The organism is Actinoplanes campanulatus, assembly GCF_014647795.1.
GTDB classification, from domain to species: Bacteria; Actinomycetota; Actinomycetes; order Mycobacteriales; family Micromonosporaceae; genus Actinoplanes; species Actinoplanes campanulatus.
This window is the reverse complement of sequence record NZ_BMPW01000025.1, coordinates 38,583-54,089: the sequence shown is the minus strand read 5'-3', so window position 1 is coordinate 54,089 and position 15,507 is coordinate 38,583. Positions and strand designations below refer to the sequence as shown.

At 67.1% G+C, this 15,507-nt stretch carries 19 protein-coding genes and 2 pseudogenes; 11 read left to right on the top strand and 10 right to left on the bottom strand.

Going from position 1 to position 15,507, the window contains the following annotated elements; genetic code table 11:
• Positions 1-15: 15 nt before the first annotated feature.
• The 3 genes from IEZ13_RS37815 to IEZ13_RS37805 form a co-directional block, all read right to left on the bottom strand.
• Positions 16-2,028 (bottom strand): hypothetical protein, encoded by a 2,013-nt coding sequence (locus IEZ13_RS37815; RefSeq protein WP_183226368.1) that lies wholly within the window; start codon positions 2,026-2,028, stop codon positions 16-18.
• 145 nt (positions 2,029-2,173) lie between these two features.
• Positions 2,174-3,259, bottom strand: coding sequence for a M48 family metalloprotease (locus IEZ13_RS37810; RefSeq protein ID WP_183226369.1), 1,086 nt, complete (start codon positions 3,257-3,259; stop codon positions 2,174-2,176).
• Complete coding sequence (locus IEZ13_RS37805; protein WP_183226370.1) at positions 3,246-3,608, bottom strand: hypothetical protein; 363 nt, start codon at positions 3,606-3,608, stop codon at positions 3,246-3,248. The genes IEZ13_RS37810 and IEZ13_RS37805 overlap by 14 nt, the downstream gene beginning before the upstream one ends.
• Before the next feature lie 353 nt (positions 3,609-3,961).
• On the opposite strand from IEZ13_RS37805, the gene IEZ13_RS47080 reads away from it, so the two are divergent.
• The 3 genes and pseudogenes from IEZ13_RS47080 (at position 3,962) to IEZ13_RS47070 (ending at position 5,146) form a co-directional block, all read left to right on the top strand.
• Entirely contained in the window at positions 3,962-4,708 is a 747-nt protein-coding gene (locus IEZ13_RS47080) for a thiamine pyrophosphate-binding protein (protein WP_306421554.1), read from the top strand.
• Positions 4,605-4,919: pseudogene (locus tag IEZ13_RS47075) on the top strand (thiamine pyrophosphate-dependent enzyme); the annotation flags it as partial. The gene IEZ13_RS47080 and the pseudogene IEZ13_RS47075, both read left to right, overlap by 104 nt.
• A gap of 68 nt (positions 4,920-4,987) precedes the next feature.
• Positions 4,988-5,146 carry a hypothetical protein gene (locus IEZ13_RS47070; protein WP_229795553.1) on the top strand — a complete coding sequence of 53 codons (159 nt, stop codon included), beginning with the start codon at positions 4,988-4,990 and terminating at the stop codon, positions 5,144-5,146.
• Positions 5,147-5,350: 204 nt separating this feature from the next.
• Here IEZ13_RS47070 and IEZ13_RS37795 read toward each other — a convergent pair whose 3' ends face one another.
• Positions 5,351-5,626: a hypothetical protein gene (locus IEZ13_RS37795; protein ID WP_183226371.1), complete on the bottom strand. Its 276-nt coding sequence runs from the start codon at positions 5,624-5,626 to the stop codon at positions 5,351-5,353.
• A gap of 71 nt (positions 5,627-5,697) precedes the next feature.
• Between IEZ13_RS37795 and IEZ13_RS37790 the strand changes: the two genes are divergently transcribed.
• The 4 genes from IEZ13_RS37790 (at position 5,698) to IEZ13_RS37775 (ending at position 6,856) form a co-directional block, all read left to right on the top strand.
• Positions 5,698-5,958, top strand: coding sequence for a winged helix DNA-binding protein (locus IEZ13_RS37790; protein WP_183226372.1), 261 nt, complete (start codon positions 5,698-5,700; stop codon positions 5,956-5,958).
• 20 nt (positions 5,959-5,978) lie between these two features.
• Positions 5,979-6,176, top strand: a complete 198-nt coding sequence (locus IEZ13_RS37785; protein ID WP_183226373.1) for a hypothetical protein — start codon at positions 5,979-5,981, stop codon at positions 6,174-6,176.
• A 47-nt stretch (positions 6,177-6,223) separates the two neighbouring features.
• On the top strand, positions 6,224-6,469 hold the full coding sequence (locus tag IEZ13_RS37780) for a hypothetical protein (protein WP_183226374.1): 246 nt from the start codon (positions 6,224-6,226) through the stop codon (positions 6,467-6,469).
• A gap of 102 nt (positions 6,470-6,571) precedes the next feature.
• Positions 6,572-6,856: a dodecin gene (locus IEZ13_RS37775; RefSeq protein ID WP_221246232.1), complete on the top strand. Its 285-nt coding sequence runs from the start codon at positions 6,572-6,574 to the stop codon at positions 6,854-6,856.
• Between the two features lie 283 nt (positions 6,857-7,139).
• Here IEZ13_RS37775 and IEZ13_RS37770 read toward each other — a convergent pair whose 3' ends face one another.
• On the bottom strand, positions 7,140-8,162 hold the full coding sequence (locus IEZ13_RS37770) for a hypothetical protein (protein ID WP_183226375.1): 1,023 nt from the start codon (positions 8,160-8,162) through the stop codon (positions 7,140-7,142).
• A 301-nt stretch (positions 8,163-8,463) separates the two neighbouring features.
• Here IEZ13_RS37770 and IEZ13_RS37765 point away from each other — a divergent pair, with 301 nt between their 5' ends.
• Entirely contained in the window at positions 8,464-9,405 is a 942-nt protein-coding gene (locus IEZ13_RS37765; RefSeq protein WP_229795524.1) for a sigma-70 family RNA polymerase sigma factor, read from the top strand.
• A 96-nt stretch (positions 9,406-9,501) separates the two neighbouring features.
• Here the strand turns inward: IEZ13_RS37765 and IEZ13_RS37760 are convergent, their stop codons facing one another.
• Together IEZ13_RS37760 and IEZ13_RS37755 are read right to left on the bottom strand one after the other, a co-directional pair.
• Positions 9,502-9,813, bottom strand: a complete 312-nt coding sequence (locus tag IEZ13_RS37760) for a CPCC family cysteine-rich protein (RefSeq protein WP_229795546.1) — start codon at positions 9,811-9,813, stop codon at positions 9,502-9,504.
• A 74-nt stretch (positions 9,814-9,887) separates the two neighbouring features.
• Positions 9,888-10,720, bottom strand: a pseudogene (locus tag IEZ13_RS37755) (MraY family glycosyltransferase).
• Positions 10,721-11,340: 620 nt separating this feature from the next.
• Between IEZ13_RS37755 and IEZ13_RS37750 the strand changes: the two are divergent.
• A complete protein-coding gene (locus IEZ13_RS37750; RefSeq protein ID WP_183226377.1) occupies positions 11,341-11,802 on the top strand; it encodes a DUF2690 domain-containing protein in 462 nt (153 codons plus the stop codon).
• A 169-nt stretch (positions 11,803-11,971) separates the two neighbouring features.
• On the opposite strand, the gene IEZ13_RS37745 is transcribed toward IEZ13_RS37750, so the two are convergent.
• Positions 11,972-12,229 (bottom strand): hypothetical protein, encoded by a 258-nt coding sequence (locus IEZ13_RS37745; protein ID WP_183226378.1) that lies wholly within the window; start codon positions 12,227-12,229, stop codon positions 11,972-11,974.
• Positions 12,230-12,441: 212 nt separating this feature from the next.
• On the opposite strand from IEZ13_RS37745, the gene IEZ13_RS37740 reads away from it, so the two are divergent.
• Together IEZ13_RS37740 and IEZ13_RS37735 are read left to right on the top strand one after the other, a co-directional pair.
• Entirely contained in the window at positions 12,442-12,657 is a 216-nt protein-coding gene (locus IEZ13_RS37740; RefSeq protein WP_183226379.1) for a helix-turn-helix transcriptional regulator, read from the top strand.
• Between the two features lie 11 nt (positions 12,658-12,668).
• Positions 12,669-12,923: a hypothetical protein gene (locus IEZ13_RS37735; RefSeq protein WP_183226380.1), complete on the top strand. Its 255-nt coding sequence runs from the start codon at positions 12,669-12,671 to the stop codon at positions 12,921-12,923.
• A gap of 43 nt (positions 12,924-12,966) precedes the next feature.
• On the opposite strand, the gene IEZ13_RS37730 is transcribed toward IEZ13_RS37735, so the two are convergent.
• Both IEZ13_RS37730 and IEZ13_RS37725 read right to left on the bottom strand, forming a co-directional pair.
• Positions 12,967-14,460, bottom strand: coding sequence for an IMP dehydrogenase (locus IEZ13_RS37730; protein WP_183226381.1), 1,494 nt, complete (start codon positions 14,458-14,460; stop codon positions 12,967-12,969).
• A gap of 86 nt (positions 14,461-14,546) precedes the next feature.
• A complete protein-coding gene (locus IEZ13_RS37725; RefSeq protein ID WP_203834050.1) occupies positions 14,547-15,491 on the bottom strand; it encodes a phosphotransferase family protein in 945 nt (314 codons plus the stop codon).
• Positions 15,492-15,507: the final 16 nt, after the last annotated feature.

Genomic DNA, 15,507 nt, shown 5'->3' with positions numbered 1-15,507 from the left:
GCCGGGCCGTCCTGATCAAGCCTCCCGGCTTGCGAAGTAGTACCGCAGAATCTGGTGGCTGAACGCGAACTCGCCACCGCCGGTCCGCTGCAACAGCGAGAGCCGGGCGGCCCGCCCCAGAAATCCCGGCAGGTCCTCCGGGATGAGCCCGTCATCCCGGAGCAGCGCCTCCACCACCGCGATCTCGACACGCACGCCCAGCAGCGTCACCAGCACGACCACGAATACCACCGCCGCGACGAGCAGGCCCTCACCGGCCGCCGGCCTCAGGTTCACCGGTTCTCCCCAGTGCATGATCAACCAGGCCGTGGCCAGGACCAGCACGGCGCCCGCTCCGACGGCGACCGCCCCGATCGCGGCCCACCGCAGCACCCGGATCAGGTAGCGCCCGAACGGCCGCGGTTCCATCGACGCCGCCCATTTCTGGGTGTCCACCGCCTCCAGCGTCCATCCCTGCACGAACCCGAGACCGCTGACCGCCAGCACCGCGACCAGCGCGAACACCAGGACCTGGCGCCGTTGCGCGGCATCATAGGCGGCCCATCCGGGAACGTGGCCCCACAAGTGGTACAGGTCGAACAACGTGCAGGCGATGGTCACGAACCCGATCGGCCGGCGGAAACCCCGCCGGAACTCCCGCACCGACCACGACCCGCGCAGCCGGAACGTGTGCACCGGCTCGGTCGTGGCCGGCCAATCCGGCAGCCGCACTCCGACGCTGAGCAGGAAGAGGCCCGCCGCCACCGCGAAACCCACAGTCTGATGCCGCGGCACCAGGATCACAGCCGTGGCCGCCGCCTGGACCAGCCCGAGCAACACGCCGATCAGGATGCCGACGACCCGGCGGCGCCCCTTCCCCGGCAGCCAGCCCGAGACCAGATAGTCGTGGAAGTAGAACGTCCCCATCCGTTCCAGCTGCTTCGCGATCCAGCTCAGGCGGCCGAGAAACGACTCCGGCTCGGTGAGGCCGGGGTCGCGCGCGACCATCGATGCGACGTACGCCCAAATGATCGCCTCCCGTGGATCCTCGTGAGCCGACCGCACCACCCGGCTCCCGCCGCGATCCGGAAATGCCAGCAGCGCGGCGGTGAGAAACAGGCGATTGCGCAGGACCTCGACCAGCGCCCCCGACCCGGCGGCCACGTCCCGCAGCTCCTGGTGGGTGCTCGCGGCCCGGTCGAGATGCAGCAGCACCTGCTCCCGGCTGACCGGTTCGACATTGACCGTACGCAGACCCAACGCGTCCGTCTGGTCGTCCTCGTTGGCGCAGACCAGCATGCCGATCGCCGGATACCGGTCCCGGAAGGTGTTCAGCTCCTCGATCACCTTCCGCCGTCGGGTGGCCGGAAGCCAGCCGAGGTTGTCGACCAACAGGTAGAGCGTCCCCTCATCGAGCCACCGGTCGGTGACCCCGGGCGGAATCGCGTGGGCTCGCAGCGTCTCCCGCAGGTGAACCTCCAGTTCGGTCTCACCTCGCCAGGTGCCTGCGTCGACGGGCACCGGCACCACGGCCTCCTCGCCGCTCCTCCGTAGGCGGTCGGCCTCCTCGACCAGATGCCAGCCCACGTCGCGCAGCAGGGTGCTCTTGCCCGATCCCGGTTCACCGACGACGACCACGGAGAACCCGCCACGTTCCGTGCCCACGGTCCGGATGAGGTCCGCCGCGCCGGTGATGCCGTCGTTCCCCGCCCTCAGCGGAAGCGGCAGCCGGGCCAACTCCCCGAGCTGCACTCCAGCCTCCGCGGCGATCGAGCCACGGTCCATCTCGTCCAGCGTGCGCCGGATGCCACTGATCAGCCGTTCCGCGTACAGCCCGTCCTTGCCGACCGGCCCGCCGCCGGTCTGCCGGCCCTGCCGGACCGCGTCGGCCGCGACCACCGCGAACGCCACCACCAGAATCGACAGCAGCAGGAGCGGCGATTTCAGCCATTCCGGAGCCTGGTCGGTCAGCAGGTTGATGATCGTCGGAATGGTGAGCAGGCTGAGCGCCAGAACCCCGACGGCCACCAGCCGTGCCGGCTTCACCATGCGCCCTCCCCGCCCGTCACCAATCTCTGACGGACAGGCGATGTCCTCCCATGTCACCGATCCGGGTTCCGACGGAACCTGGAGACCAACGAAAGCTGATTGAACGCCGGCCCGGCCGACTTCGCCGTGCCCGTGGCCCGCCGTCCTACTCGGGTCCGACGTCGAAGGAGACCTCGATGCGGTCCTCGGTGAACGAGACCCGCGTGGCGTCAATGGCTTCATAAAGCTGCTCAAAGAACTTCAGTGCGGTGACACACCACTCGTACTCCACGGCTTCGCCTTGGGACTCCACATAGGTCATGACGGCGGAGAGTCGTTGCGGCGCGGGTGGATGCGTCGTCGAAGGTTCGGCCTGGTGACCGAAAAACCGACTCCTGGCCAGCTCTGCGATCGCGTCGAGCATGATGAATCCGACGCCACCGCATATCGGTCCGACGGACCGATCTCGGCGGGCAATCTCGATGAGAACCTGCTGAGCAAGTTGGTCGGCCTCGAACTCTTGATCGTACGACTTGGCGATGACCTCGACGTCGCCGAGCGGCGTTCGCATGTTGTGGGCTGATCCTTGGTCCAGGTGACCGAGTTCCGCATGGGCGACCTCATGCGCGATGACGAAGGTGCGAATGGAGCTCGACAGGCCACTGGCCAAGGTTAGACATTGCGGGCTGTAGTTGGAGCTCTGCGGAGAGAAGAACGCGTCCCCTTGGAAGTAGTTGAGCAGGACACCGATAAGTTGTGCCGCGATTTCGCCCCACGCAGGTGACCTGCGTGCGACGAGAGAGGACAGGGGCTGATTTGCATCCTGAACGTGCAGGCTTCCCGCCAGGCATGCGTTGTAGATGAGTCGCCGCAAACCCTGATTGAGGAGTATGAGATTGCCGGTCCGGGCGCGCCTCGCGCTGGCATTGAATTCACCGGTCGGGAATTCGCCGCAGTACACCGAATCGGTTGTCGTGCGCCGAATGCTGGGAGAATTGAGGACATCGTCCAGGAAATGGCCGTAGCCGGAAGGATCCGCCTCGGCCTCGACTCCGGTAAGCGCATCTTGATCCGTGGTGGCGATCCACTCGTCCAGCTCGGATTCGCGTTTTTGTCGCTCGGCCGGCGATCGGGCTAGCATCTCGATTCTTCGGCGGACGTCGTCGACCGAGTTTGCCAGCGTTGCCGGACGGTAGCCGAATTGCCCGACGAATACCGCGTACTCCGCGGCGAGCCGTTCACTCTGAGGCATCCAAAGCCCTGTCCGCGCACAGGCCGTCAATGCCGTTCCGGACCAGGAGCACCGCGATCGTCACCACCGGAATCCCGATGAGAACTGAGGCCAGCACGTCGCTGACCGCCACGACCGAAGCCAGCTGGCGCTCACGGCCGGGAGAAAGCTTCATCGCCGCTCGCACCGCAGGGTTGGCGCAGATCGCGTCGCGGAATTGGACGGAATTTATCGACAGCCAATCTCGCGCCATTTTGATGAGGTGCGCACGAGGTTCGCTGCGCGCACTGGCGCCGGCGATATCTCTGCCAATCTGCGCGAGCAGGTCGTCTTCGTCGACCAGGAGTAGTCGTTCGATGTCAGGCGCCAAGGCTGTCCGCCTCCCGGGCAGTTGAACCAATGAGCCGCGGGCACAGCATACTGGACCTGCGGCATGGATGCCATGACGCGCCGCGCGCACTGTGGACACGGCGGCTGCCGGCATTCTTGTGATGAATCGGTCTCGCCATGAAATGTCGTCATGCCGATGCGACTCGGTCACTTAACCTCGGATCCACCGATGCGGTTGGCGCTGATCGTTGGTCGATTTTCTTGGATGTCGTGCGGCTCTCTCTTTCGGTGGTCAGGCGGGATCCACCGATTTGGTGGTCGGCTCGCTGAGGGTTCAGGTCCAGCATGGACACAGCCACCTGTTGATCATGTGTCTGGGACGCTGCGGCTGTGATGCGTCAGGTCCGCTGGCGTACCGATGGCGGCGCTACTGATCTTGTCGGCGCAAGTCGATTGCCGAGTGCAACGTTTGTTCGTCACGCGCTTGGTTACTCGGCGGTGATGGAGACGATTACCTCGCAAGTACTGATCTCCCGGCTCGCCGACTGGGGCGTCGACACCGTCTTCGGCCTGCCGGGCGACGGCATCAACGGGCTGATGGAGGGCCTGCGCCGCAACGCCGACCGGGTGCGGTTCGTGCTGGTGCACCATGAGGAGGCGGCGGCGTTCATGGCGACCGCGTACGCCAAGGCCACCGGGCGGATCGGGGTCTGCCTGGCGACGTCGGGCCCGGGTGGCATCCACCTGGCCAACGGCCTGTACGACGCGGCCCTGGACCACGCGCCGGTGCTGGCGATCACCGGCATGCAGGAGACATCCGTGCTGGGCACCGCCTATCAGCAGGAGGTGGACCTGACCAAGCTGTACGCGGACGTGGCCGTCTACAACCAGCTGGTGGTCAACCCGCAGCAACTGCCCGCAGTACCTGGCCGCCTGTATCGACGAACTGGCCACCGACGACGCGGTGCTCTGCTGCGACTCCGGCACCATCGCCACCTGGGCGGCCCGCCACTTCACCATCCGCGGCGCGCGCGAGTTCAACCTGTCGGGCAACCTGGCGACGATGGCGCCGGGCCTGCCGTACGCGATCGGCATCCAGCACGCGTTCCCCGACCGCCAGGTGATCGCGCTGCAGGGTGACGGCGGGTTCGCGATGCTGATGGCCGAATTCTCCACCGCCTGCCGTTACCGGCTGCCGATCACCGTGGTGATCAACAACAACAACTCGCTGGGCCAGATCCTCTGGGAGCAGATGGTGCTCGGCTACCCCGAGCACGGTGTCCGGTTCGGCGAGCCGCAACCCGACTACGCGGCGTGGGCGCAGGCGTGCGGCGGTCTCGGCGCGCGCATCACCAAGCCCGGCGACCCGCGTGCGGCCCTTACCGAGGCGCTGGCGCATCCGGGTCCGGCCTGCTCGACGTGGCCGTCGACCCGAACGAGCCGCCGATGCCGGGCAAGGTCGGCAACGAGCAGGCGAAGAATTTCGCCGCCTCGTTCCTGCACGGGCAGCCGCACAGGGCGGCGATCGCCACGACCCTGTTCAAGGACAAGCTGGCACAGCTACAGAGCGAGGCATGACGCAGGTCCGGCCTGCGCCGGTGCGGCCGCGGGCAGCGAAAATCTGACGGTGGTGCCTCGCCGCCGGGTCCGTGGCGGCGTGCGCTTTCGATGCGGGTACGCGTGCCCTGTACTCCAGTTACCGGCAGGGCCCGATCGGTGTGGTGTCCGCCGTCGCGCCCCGCATGTGCGAAACGACTCGGCCGTTGCGGACCACTGGCGTAATCACTGGTCGGGGGCGTCCTCTGGGTCGTCCTCGATGTAACCGGTCGAGGGGTCCACCAGGTCGAGGAACCCCCGAATTTCCTCAACGTGTTCGGCTATTGTGCTTCTGGCGTGGTCGGATCGTCGGCTGGTGAACCCATGGCCTGGTGCCGGGCCGGTCAGTCGGGTGTAGTGATACGCGCCTGGCTGCGTCGGGTCGTACTCAACGTCGAAGACATCACCGTTGACCGTGAGCCGGAAACGGTCTGGGGACGGTCCGGTGTCGCTCGGTTCCATGGCCCTCATTCAACGCCGCCGTCACCACCCTGGTTCTCGTGGACGGCTCTCCCGCCGGACCCAGATCCAGGATGCTGGACCGGCTGGCCCGCGAGGGCCTCATCCGGCGATCGCGGTCGACGACCGACCGCCGAGTGGCGAAGGTGAGACTGACGCCTGCCGGGCACGACATCGTGGAGCAGGGGCTGACCCGCCCCGGCGGTCATCGCGGCGCTGACTGTTCTCGGGCATGTCGCCGGAGAGATGTCGGAACAGGACTGGTGGCTGGCTTGCCACGGCAGGGCAAGCAGCGCAGCCCGGTCATGCGTACGAGAAGGGGAAGCGCGTACTGACCCGGTGAGGGAGGGACCAGATGGATCACAACACGGAACACCACGTGCCTCGAATCGATGACACGGCGACGGCCTCGACGCTGCACGACCGGGCCGAAGCGGTCACGGTGCAGGACTTCAACCATCCGGCGCCGATGATCACGGGCATCACCGTCGGCCTGTCCGACCGCCACACTTGCGAACGGACGGACGGTACACCCGCCCGGCCCGCGCCTTGATTACCGTCGTCGCCTCCACGGGCGCCGCGCCGGACCGGTGGCGCCTGGTGAGCCGGTCCGCCACCAGCGCCGACGTACTCGCCGCCGGCCCGCGGCGGTCACTGCGGCAGTTGGGCGACGGCGCAGGCGAACTGCGCATCGTCGCTACCGCAAACGGCCATTTCCGGTGGACGCTCACCACGGCCGACGGAGGCATGATCGCCGAATCTCCAGCGGAGTATCGCGACGCGGCCAGCTGCCGGCAGGCCTTCATCCAGGCGCAGCACGCCGCACGGACGGTCCTCGGCCGGTGATGCCCGCAGCGTGGTCTGCCGGAATTCGGACCCTGCTTCCGAATCACAGCCGATTTGGCGCCTGCCCGTACCCGGTGTCGCGTTCTGGGTGTTCCCGAGCGGATGGCGGCCGCGTCGCCCACCCTTGATGCAAAGGCTTCGGCACCCGTGCCGGCCGCGATCCGAGGAGGTTTCGTCGTGACGCATCACGTGTATCGGCTCACCGAAGTCGTCGGCAGCAGCCCGACCAGTGTCGACGACGCCATCCGCACGGCGATCACCAAAGCCGCGGAGACGATCCGCAACATCGAATGGTTCGAGGCCAAGGAGATCCGCGGTCAGGTCATCGACGGCGAAGTGGCCCACTACCAGGTGCTGGTGAAACTCGGCTTCCGCGTCGACGACTGAACCGATCAGACGCCGCGAGATCAGGCGTGGGCGCTCGGATGCAGAGACCCGTGCGGACGCCGCCTGCTCGGTCTCGCCGGCCTGCCGGCGTGAGATGCCACCGACGTCGCCGAACGCCGCGGTGACGACGAGGCACTCGCGGGCCCAGCGTGCACCAGCCGCATGCTTTGAACCTGGTCGAGGGCGGGCAGATGGATGCGGCCGGCGCGTTTCGCGCTGATCCGGATCACGATGCGATCTGACCGTGGCGGCGGCAGGGCCGGCATGACCCGTGAGCCAGAACCTAGAGGCGACCGAGAGTCGCCCGGCAGCGAGAAGTGGCCTTGACCACGCGACTGATCATCCCCGGCTGCAACCGCGCACCCCGGAGCCGCTCCAGTTCGTCGAGCGCTTCCCCCGTACCGATCAGTTCCAGGGTGAGGATCGCGGCGTTAGCCACGACCATGTCACGTGCACCCTGGCCACGTACCTTCGTCGCGGCGTACTCGGCCAGCGCGCCGACCGCCGCCGCGTCTCCCGGGCCAGGTCCGGTGACCGCGAGCAGGAACAGCAGCCCGCGCAGCACGGTCGCGTTGTACGCGTCGATCAGATTATCGGCGTCGATGTAGTCGAACCGCCGGAAGCCGATCGTGCGAGGCTGCGGCACCAGCGAGAACCAGCGGTGGATCTGTAGCCGCCACCCGGCGGGCAGGTCGAGTTCGCGCGCCTCCCGGCTCCACCGCACTAGCGGGCGCGGCCCCGTCACCCGCAGTGCGTGAGCGAGCATCGGGCGCACCTCGGGATCCGCATCGGCGGTCTCCGCCCACGGCTCACCGACGTTGAGCAGGCCGTCGGCCTTCGCGATCCAGGGCAGCAGCAGCGTCGGGTCGTGGCGATAGTGCACGGTACGCCGCATTACCGCGATCAGCCCCGGCGGCACCGCGCCGGTCTCCCGCTCGGCGACCACCGCCAGCACGTTGAGGTCGCGGGCGAGACCGGACGTTTGCGCGCTGGCCGCGTCGATCAAGTGCCGGGCGACCGGCCAGGGCATCTCGTCCGGATCGAGGTCGCGGGCGATCACCCGCAGCAGTTCGCAGACCGCCGCCGGTTCGTTCGCGCGATCGCCGATGGCGAGGATCAGGGTGTGCCGGCGGCGGGCCGGCAGGGCTTCCAGGTGGCGCAGCACCATGGCGTCGTCGTAGCGCCACGAGTCCTCGTTCGCCGCCCCGAGCGCAATCAACTCCTGCGCCAGGACGTCATCGGCGCCGGTATCGAGCAGGTCACGGACACGGCCGAGCCGTTGCGGACCGGGGAGCGAGGAGAGCACGGCGGACAGCATAGGCACGGTGATCTGTCCCAGGGGCAAGCCCGGTCGTGATGCGTGCCGGCCACTCTGCTCCGCTGGCCGGCACCGGTGGTCCCGGCCGTCGACCACAAACTCTCCGACTGCCCCTGTCGCCGCTCGTCCGGCCGGAGCCGGCGCCGGAACACCGCCCACACTCGAACTCGGATGCTGCGAACATGTCCACGGCTCCGTTCGTGAGCCGCAGCCGTATCCCCGGACGCGGTTACCGAGGCCACTGTCGACGATCTTGTGATGCTCGGTGCGCGGGTAGAAGATGCTCTTGGTGAATCGCGACGAACGGGGACAAGGAATGCCGGATTCCAGTGTGGATGCCGGCCCGTTGGACACAAGCGATCTCGAGGAGGCTGCGGCGGTCTTCACCGGCGTCCGGCCACGATTGTTCGGGATCGCCTACCGGATGCTCAGTAGCGTCACAGAGGCCGAGGACCTGGTACAGGAAGTATGGCTGCGCTGGCAGGCCTGTGATCGCACCGCGGTGGCCAGTCCGGCCGCGTTCCTGGCCACGACGACGACCCGATTGGCCATCAACGTGCTGGCTTCGGCGAGGGTACGGCGCGAAACATATGTCGGGCCGTGGTTGCCCGAGCCGGTCGATACCAGCGCCGACCCGTATCTGGGCGCCGAGCGCGGCGAGGCTCTGGAATTCGCGGCTCTGCTGTTGATGGAGAAGCTGTCACCCAACGAGCGTGCCGCATACGTGCTGCGGGAGGCCTTCGACTACTCGTACCCGCGGATCGCCGACATCCTGCAGGCGAGTGAGCCGACGGTGCGTCAGCTCGTCAGCCGGGCGCGCAAGCACATGGCGGCCGAACGGCGCACGCCGGCAACCGCCGAGAAGCACCGCGAACTGCTGGCCGCCTTCCTCGGGGCCGCCCGCTCAGGCGACATGACCACGCTGGAACGCCTCTTCGCACCCGACGTGACCACCGTGTCCGACGGGAACGGTGCGGTGCGCATCTCGCGTAGGCCGATCGGCGGTATCGTGCGCGTGGCCAAGTTCATGGTGGCGGTCTCCGGCTGGTTCTGGGACGACCTTGATATTCGGTGGGTGACCGCAAACGGTCAGCCCGCCGTCGTGCTGTGGCGCGGCGGCCCACGGCCCCTGCGCGGCATGCTGACGGTCACCGCCTCGGCCGAGGGCATACACCAGCTGCTCTGGATGCTCAACCCCGACAAGATCGGCGCGGTGACGGCAGAGGATTGACCTGCCGTCGTCACAAACTGGCGTACTGCCCGGTCGTGTTCGGCGATCCGGTCAGACGGAAGAGCCGTGCGAACGACACGACAGACAGTGCGGTCGTCACGGTGCCTCTTGATTGCCTCGGCGCTCGAAGTGGTCTCGTTCGAGGTCGATGGGGCGCCAGTTCGGATCCAGCGGTTCATCATCGCCAGGCGGCCGCACGCGGGCCACAAACCGTTCCTCGCATGCTCCGAATGCCTTGAAGTTGGCCTGGGCTTCGATCAATGACGGCCAGTTCGCGCCGCCGGCCCAGTCGGGCCAGCACAGTTGCACCTGATCGTCCTCCCAGAAGCACACCGGGCAGATGTCGTGTGAGCCGGGCGGCCCGTTCATGGTCAGATGCCCGCAGCAGACGCACGGGAAGGTCAGCATCACGGCGACCATCCTTCACCATGCCAACGCGACGCCCCTGCGGATTCCTTGGGATTGACAACCAGACCCGCATATCAAGGGCGTCCGACGGCCGCCAAGAAGTCCGAGTAGAACAGGCCCAGGCCGACCGCCACGCATACACCGGCCACGGTCCAGAACCGGACCACGATGTTCACCTCGCTCCACCCGGCCAGCTCGAAGTGGTGGTGCAGCGGCACCATTCGGAAGACACGTCTGCCGGTGGTTCGGAACGAGACGATCTGGATCACCCAGGTCGTCGTGATGATGAAGAACAGGCCGCCGATCATGATCGAGAGCAGCGTGGTGCGGGTTGCCACCGCGAGCCCGCCGATCAGGGCGCCGAGCCCGAGCGATCCCACGTCGCCCATGAAGATGCGCGCTGGGGACGTGTTCCACCACAGGAAGCCCAGGCAGGCGCCGGCCGCTGCCGCCGCGATCATGGCGATTTCCAGGGGATCCCGAACCTGGTAGCAGTAGTCGTTCGCGCGAGCGTACGTTTCGTCGGCGCACCAGTGCCGGTATTGCCAGTACCCGATCAGCGCGTACGCGCCGAGCACCAGGGTCGACGCGCCGGTGGCCAAGCCGTCGAGGCCGTCGGTGAGGTTCACGCCGTTCGACATCGCCGTGATCACGAAGACGAACACGATCACCGAGCCTCGGGCAGCGTGGTCAGCGCGACGTGCCCGGTGACGTAGGCGCAGAGGGTCGCCACGATGAAGACGACGCCACCCATCGCGGGGGTGCCCTTCTTGCCCTCGTTCGAAGCGAGCCCGAGGGAACGGATCGGCTGTCCGGCCTTGAGCGCGGTGAAGAATCGGATCGCCATCGGCGTGCCGAACAGGGAGATGACGAACGCGGCTGCCGCCGCGACGATGACCGCCCTCACGGGCATGCCTCCACCGGATGAGGATTTCTCAGGGCGCGCAATCCCGGTGTGCGGCGAGCCGCCAGCGGTTTCCTGGGCAGCTTCCGGACCAGCGACTGACGTTTCGACCTGAGCCGGCCGTACAGGTGGTCCTTCGCGCGATCATCGATCACGGGGCATGATCTTGCCATCCGACAGCAACCGGGGCAGCCCCGCACCGCGCGTGGAGCCGGCGACGGTGATCAGCCGTCGGGAATGGGTGCTCGGTTGCCTGTCGGCTCGGGGAACGAAAGCTGTTGTCCCGTCTCAGTTAATCTGTCCGTGTCCCATTGGGTCTGTCTTGACTGTGAGATAGATACCCGACAATCGGTACTGGATGTCCGGCTTGGGCGATTCGGAGTGGGGCCGTGACGGCCGTGGTTCGGGTTCCTCGGCAGGCGGGATTCCTGGTCGAGTCTTCTGCCAGTGCTGGTCAGTGGCTGCCTGGAGTCCTTGCGAAGGGCTGAGACCAGGGTGCCGGGTTGGCCGGCAAGCCGGGCGAGATCAATTACAAGAATGGCAAAGCCATTTACTTGCGTCGATTTGCAGCGCGGTAGAGCCTTGGGGGGAGCAGATTTAGTCAGACCAGACATGGAGGATCGATGATCCGATCACGACTGCTGCGCTCCGTTCTCATCGTCCTGTTCGTTGCTGGAGCCGGACTCATTGCGACTCCCGGCGCGTCGTATGCCGCGCCGTATGACGGGCAGAATCCAGAGACGTCCGGCTGCGCCAGCACCGCCACCACGCCCCGCTCGGCGTCCATCTATGTGGGCAGTGTGAAGGTGGGGGTCGTCCAACTGCGATACAGCACAGCCTGCCGCACCGTATGGGGGCGGACCATCGCCTACTACTCCTCCAAAGGGCTCACCCAGGTCTACCGGAACAGCGACGGCGCCTACCAGAGCTGCCTTCCGTTCACCTGGGTTGCCAGCCTCGGCGGCTACTCCTGCTACACGCCGATGCTCAACGACGCGGGCGTGACGTCATACGCCACGGGCTGGGCGTGGACCTCGGGCAACACCAACGTGGGGTCAGCCAGCACCGGCAGCTACCTGCTGTAGCAGTCGTAGGCGAGGCGGCCTCGGGCTCTGCGGGGGCGGGTGCGGTTACCGTGCCCGCAGAGCCCACACAGGACCCGCCGAGGACGCGGGCTTCGGCGGTGACAACCCCGGGCGGCAGCCAACGTCGCCGTGCGGAGTGGAGCCGGCGACGATGAGCCGGGCGACACGATCACACCGGGCAGTGGATCATCCGCACTATCTCGCCGGTTTTGGAGTCCAGCACGACGACGCTTCCGTGCGAACCACCGCGAGCCGAGACTGAGGAACATGCGTTCGTCTCGTCGGCGGTACCCGCCGGGCCCTCCGGCTCCCCGGTGAGGCCGAAGAGCAAGGAACCGACTGCCGGCGCGATCAAGGCCGGCAGGTGCCGCCGAGACGGCCGCCCCGGCCCGGCCTGCGCATGATGGTCAAGATCAATGATGGGCACGCCCAAGATCCTAGTTGTCGATGTGGATGGCCCCTTGTCCGCGAGCGAATCCACCGCGAGCCAGGTTCGAAGAGGCGGGTAAGCAGGTTACCCGGGAGATCCACCTCAAGGACGTGGCAAGACCGGGCTTGATTTCGCCGCCACTCATGCCTAGACCCCGGTGCGGGTGAACTTGTCACTAGGAATCTTGTCCAGCGCCTACTCTTATATTCATGGGAACTCGAAAGCCGAAGCTGGTCGGCAGCCATGAAATCCGGGTTCGGCTGGGCTGGCTCAGCCGTCAGCGGGTGTATCAGATCACGAACCGGGCCGACTTCCCGCGCCCGGTCGCCGAGCTCGGTCAGGGCAAGATCTGGCTGGCCGCCGAGGTCGAGGCATGGTGCGCGCAACGAGAGGCCTCCGAACCCCGGCAGAAGAAGCGAACATGATGAAGTAATCGGTGGCCGGTGACTTGCGGCCCGGCCGCCACCCTGACCGCAAGCAGGACCGGAACGTGCTCCGGATGGAGCCGATCTCCCTCACCGCCCTCTCAAGCGTGGCCGGTCGCCGCCGATTGACAGGGCACGATGACGCCGACCAGCTCGGCCGTACCGTCGAGGAGGTCATCCCCGACCTCGCACCGATCGTCGGCCCGGACTTCCGTCAGGTGCTCCACAGCGGCGAGCCGCTGCTGAACCGGGAGATCACCGGCTGACATCCCGTCAGGGCGCCGGCGACGCCGGCGCCCCGCCGTGAGGTCAGGCGACCGTCGGTCGTTCGTTGCGCTGGACTTCTTCGGAGTTCTGCACGAACGTCTGCTGGGACACCTGCACGAGCCGCGCGGTGTCGTGGAACTGCCGGAGGCTGATCGCGCCGCAGCTGATCATGGTGGATCGGAGCTTGGCGAGCGTGACCGTGACGTTGTCGTACAGGCTGCCCGCGTAGGGCACGTATCCATCGACGCCTTCCTCGAAGGCGAGATCCTTGCCCTGGCCGTACCGGGCGACGTTACGGGCCCGGGAACTGCCCTCACCCCAGTACTCCTTGACGACCTGCCCGGCGAGTTTCACCTTGTTCGTCGGGCTCTCGTCGAACCGGGCGAAGTAGCGGCCGAGCATGAGGAAGTCGGCGCCGAAGGCCAGGGCGATGGCCATGTGGGAATCGTGGATGATGCCGCCGTCAGAGCACAGTGGAACGTACATGCCGGTCTCCTCGGCGTAGGCGTCGCGTTCCGCGACGACTTCCGCGAGGGCGGAGGCTTGGCCGCGGCCGATGCCTTTCTGGTCGCGGGTGATGCAGATCGAGCCGCCACCGATGCCGACCTTGACGAAGTCGGCGCCGGCGTCGGCGAGGAATCGGAAGCCGCGGCCGTCCACGACGTTGCCGGCACCGATCCTGACGGCGTCGCCGTACTCCTTGCGGACGAAGGCGAGGACGTTCTGCTGCCATACCGAGTAGCCGTCGGAGGAGTCGAGGCACAGGACGTCGGCGCCGGCTTCGACCAGCGCCGGGATCCGCTCGAGGTAGTCGTGGGTGTTGACGCCGGCGCCCACCCGGAACCGTTTGGCGGCGTCGACGGTCTCGTTGCTGAACTTGTGGTGCAACGCCTCGTCGCGGCGGTGGACCAGAGCGGTGACGCGGCCGTCTGCGCTGACGACGGGCAGCACGTCCTGGCGGGAGTCCCAGAGCAGGGAGTTCGCCTCCGCCAGTGACATACCCTCGGCCCCGGTCACCAGTTCCCTGGCCGTTCGCATCCGGGAGTCGACCACCTCGTCGCGGCGATGCCGGATGAAGTTGAAGTCCTGGGTCGTGATCAGCCCGAGGAAGGTCCCTGACGGGTTGCCGTCATCGGTCACGACGATCACATCGCTGCCGGTCCGTTTGAAGAGCGTGTCGGCCTCGTCGAGCGTCGCCGACGGTTTGATGTTGACGTCGTTGTGCCGGAAGCCGGCCTTGTGCCGCTTGACCGCGGCGACCATGCCGGCCTGCTCGCTGATCGGCTGGTTCTGGTGGATGAACGAGATACCACCGGCCTGGGCCAGCGCGATCGCCAACTCCACCGAGGAGACGGCCCCCATGATGGCGCTGACCAGCGGGGTAGCGACCCGTATCGGCGCAAGCTCTCCTACTCGGTGGCGGACCAGCGGCGCGGACAGATCGATGTTGCCCGGCGTGCAGCGTTCGTCGGTCAGGTTGGGCAGGAGAAGGTACTCACCGAAGGTGCGGGAGATCTCGGCCAGGATCCGCGCCACTGCTGCACTCCTAGAGTCGATATGGTGCTTTTGGGGTGATCGGATGACGTTACCAGCCGATCGTGGGCACCTCGGAATCGACCCGATCAACCGAATGTTCCAAGAGCGGTGAACCGGGCTTCCAGATCATCGACCCATTGCGCCGGCGTGCGACGGTCGGGCAACGCGACCCCGGCCTCCGCCCGCCACAGCGCATCACCCAGAACGGTCCGCAGGTGCCACGCCATGATCCGGTCCGTGTCCAACGTCGTGCCGGACACCCGCTCGTACTGAGCCACCGTCGCGGTGAACAGTTCGACACCGCAGTCCCCGGGCAGGCACCGCAGGTCGAACTCGGGTTCGCCGGTTCCCGCGGTCTCCCAATCGACGACAAGGCGTAGCCGCAACGACTCGCGATCCCAGAGGTGATTGTCGCCGTGGAAGTCGCCGTGTACCAGAACGGTCCGCCCAGGCGTCGCGAGGGCCCGATCGGCCCAGTCACACCAGGTCGACACCCGCTCCCGTTGATCGGAACGGATCAGTGCCCCGAATCGGGCACGAAGGGTGTCCGTGGAGGCAGGCGCCATCGGCCCGGGTAACGGGCCGATGGCCGCGGACACCGCCACCAGAACCTCAGGATCGTGCAGGCCCGCCAGGATCGCCGCAAGATCACCCGCGGCCGTCGGCCGATCAGCCGGCGTGATCAGACGTCGTATGTCGAAGAACGGCATCGCGGCCGCCCGGCGGGTCACCAGCATCGCCGGACTCCGGGAAGAGGCCACCACCATGGGCAGCGGCAGCCACGGCACTGCCACTCGCAGCACGTCCAACAGCCGTACCTGATAGCAGATCCGCCGTGCGGGCGGCTGAGCCCAGGCGAACTTCACCACGAACCGGCCGTCGACCTCGGCGCTGGCACCGCACCACTGCGGATCGTCGCTCGGCTCCAGCCCTCGAGGCACGATCACGCCGTCAGCGAGATCCGGCGCCACCATGCGCAGCGCGGCACGCAACGCGTCCACAGTCGGCTCGTCCAGCCACGTCAACGTCACCTGATCAGCATGAATG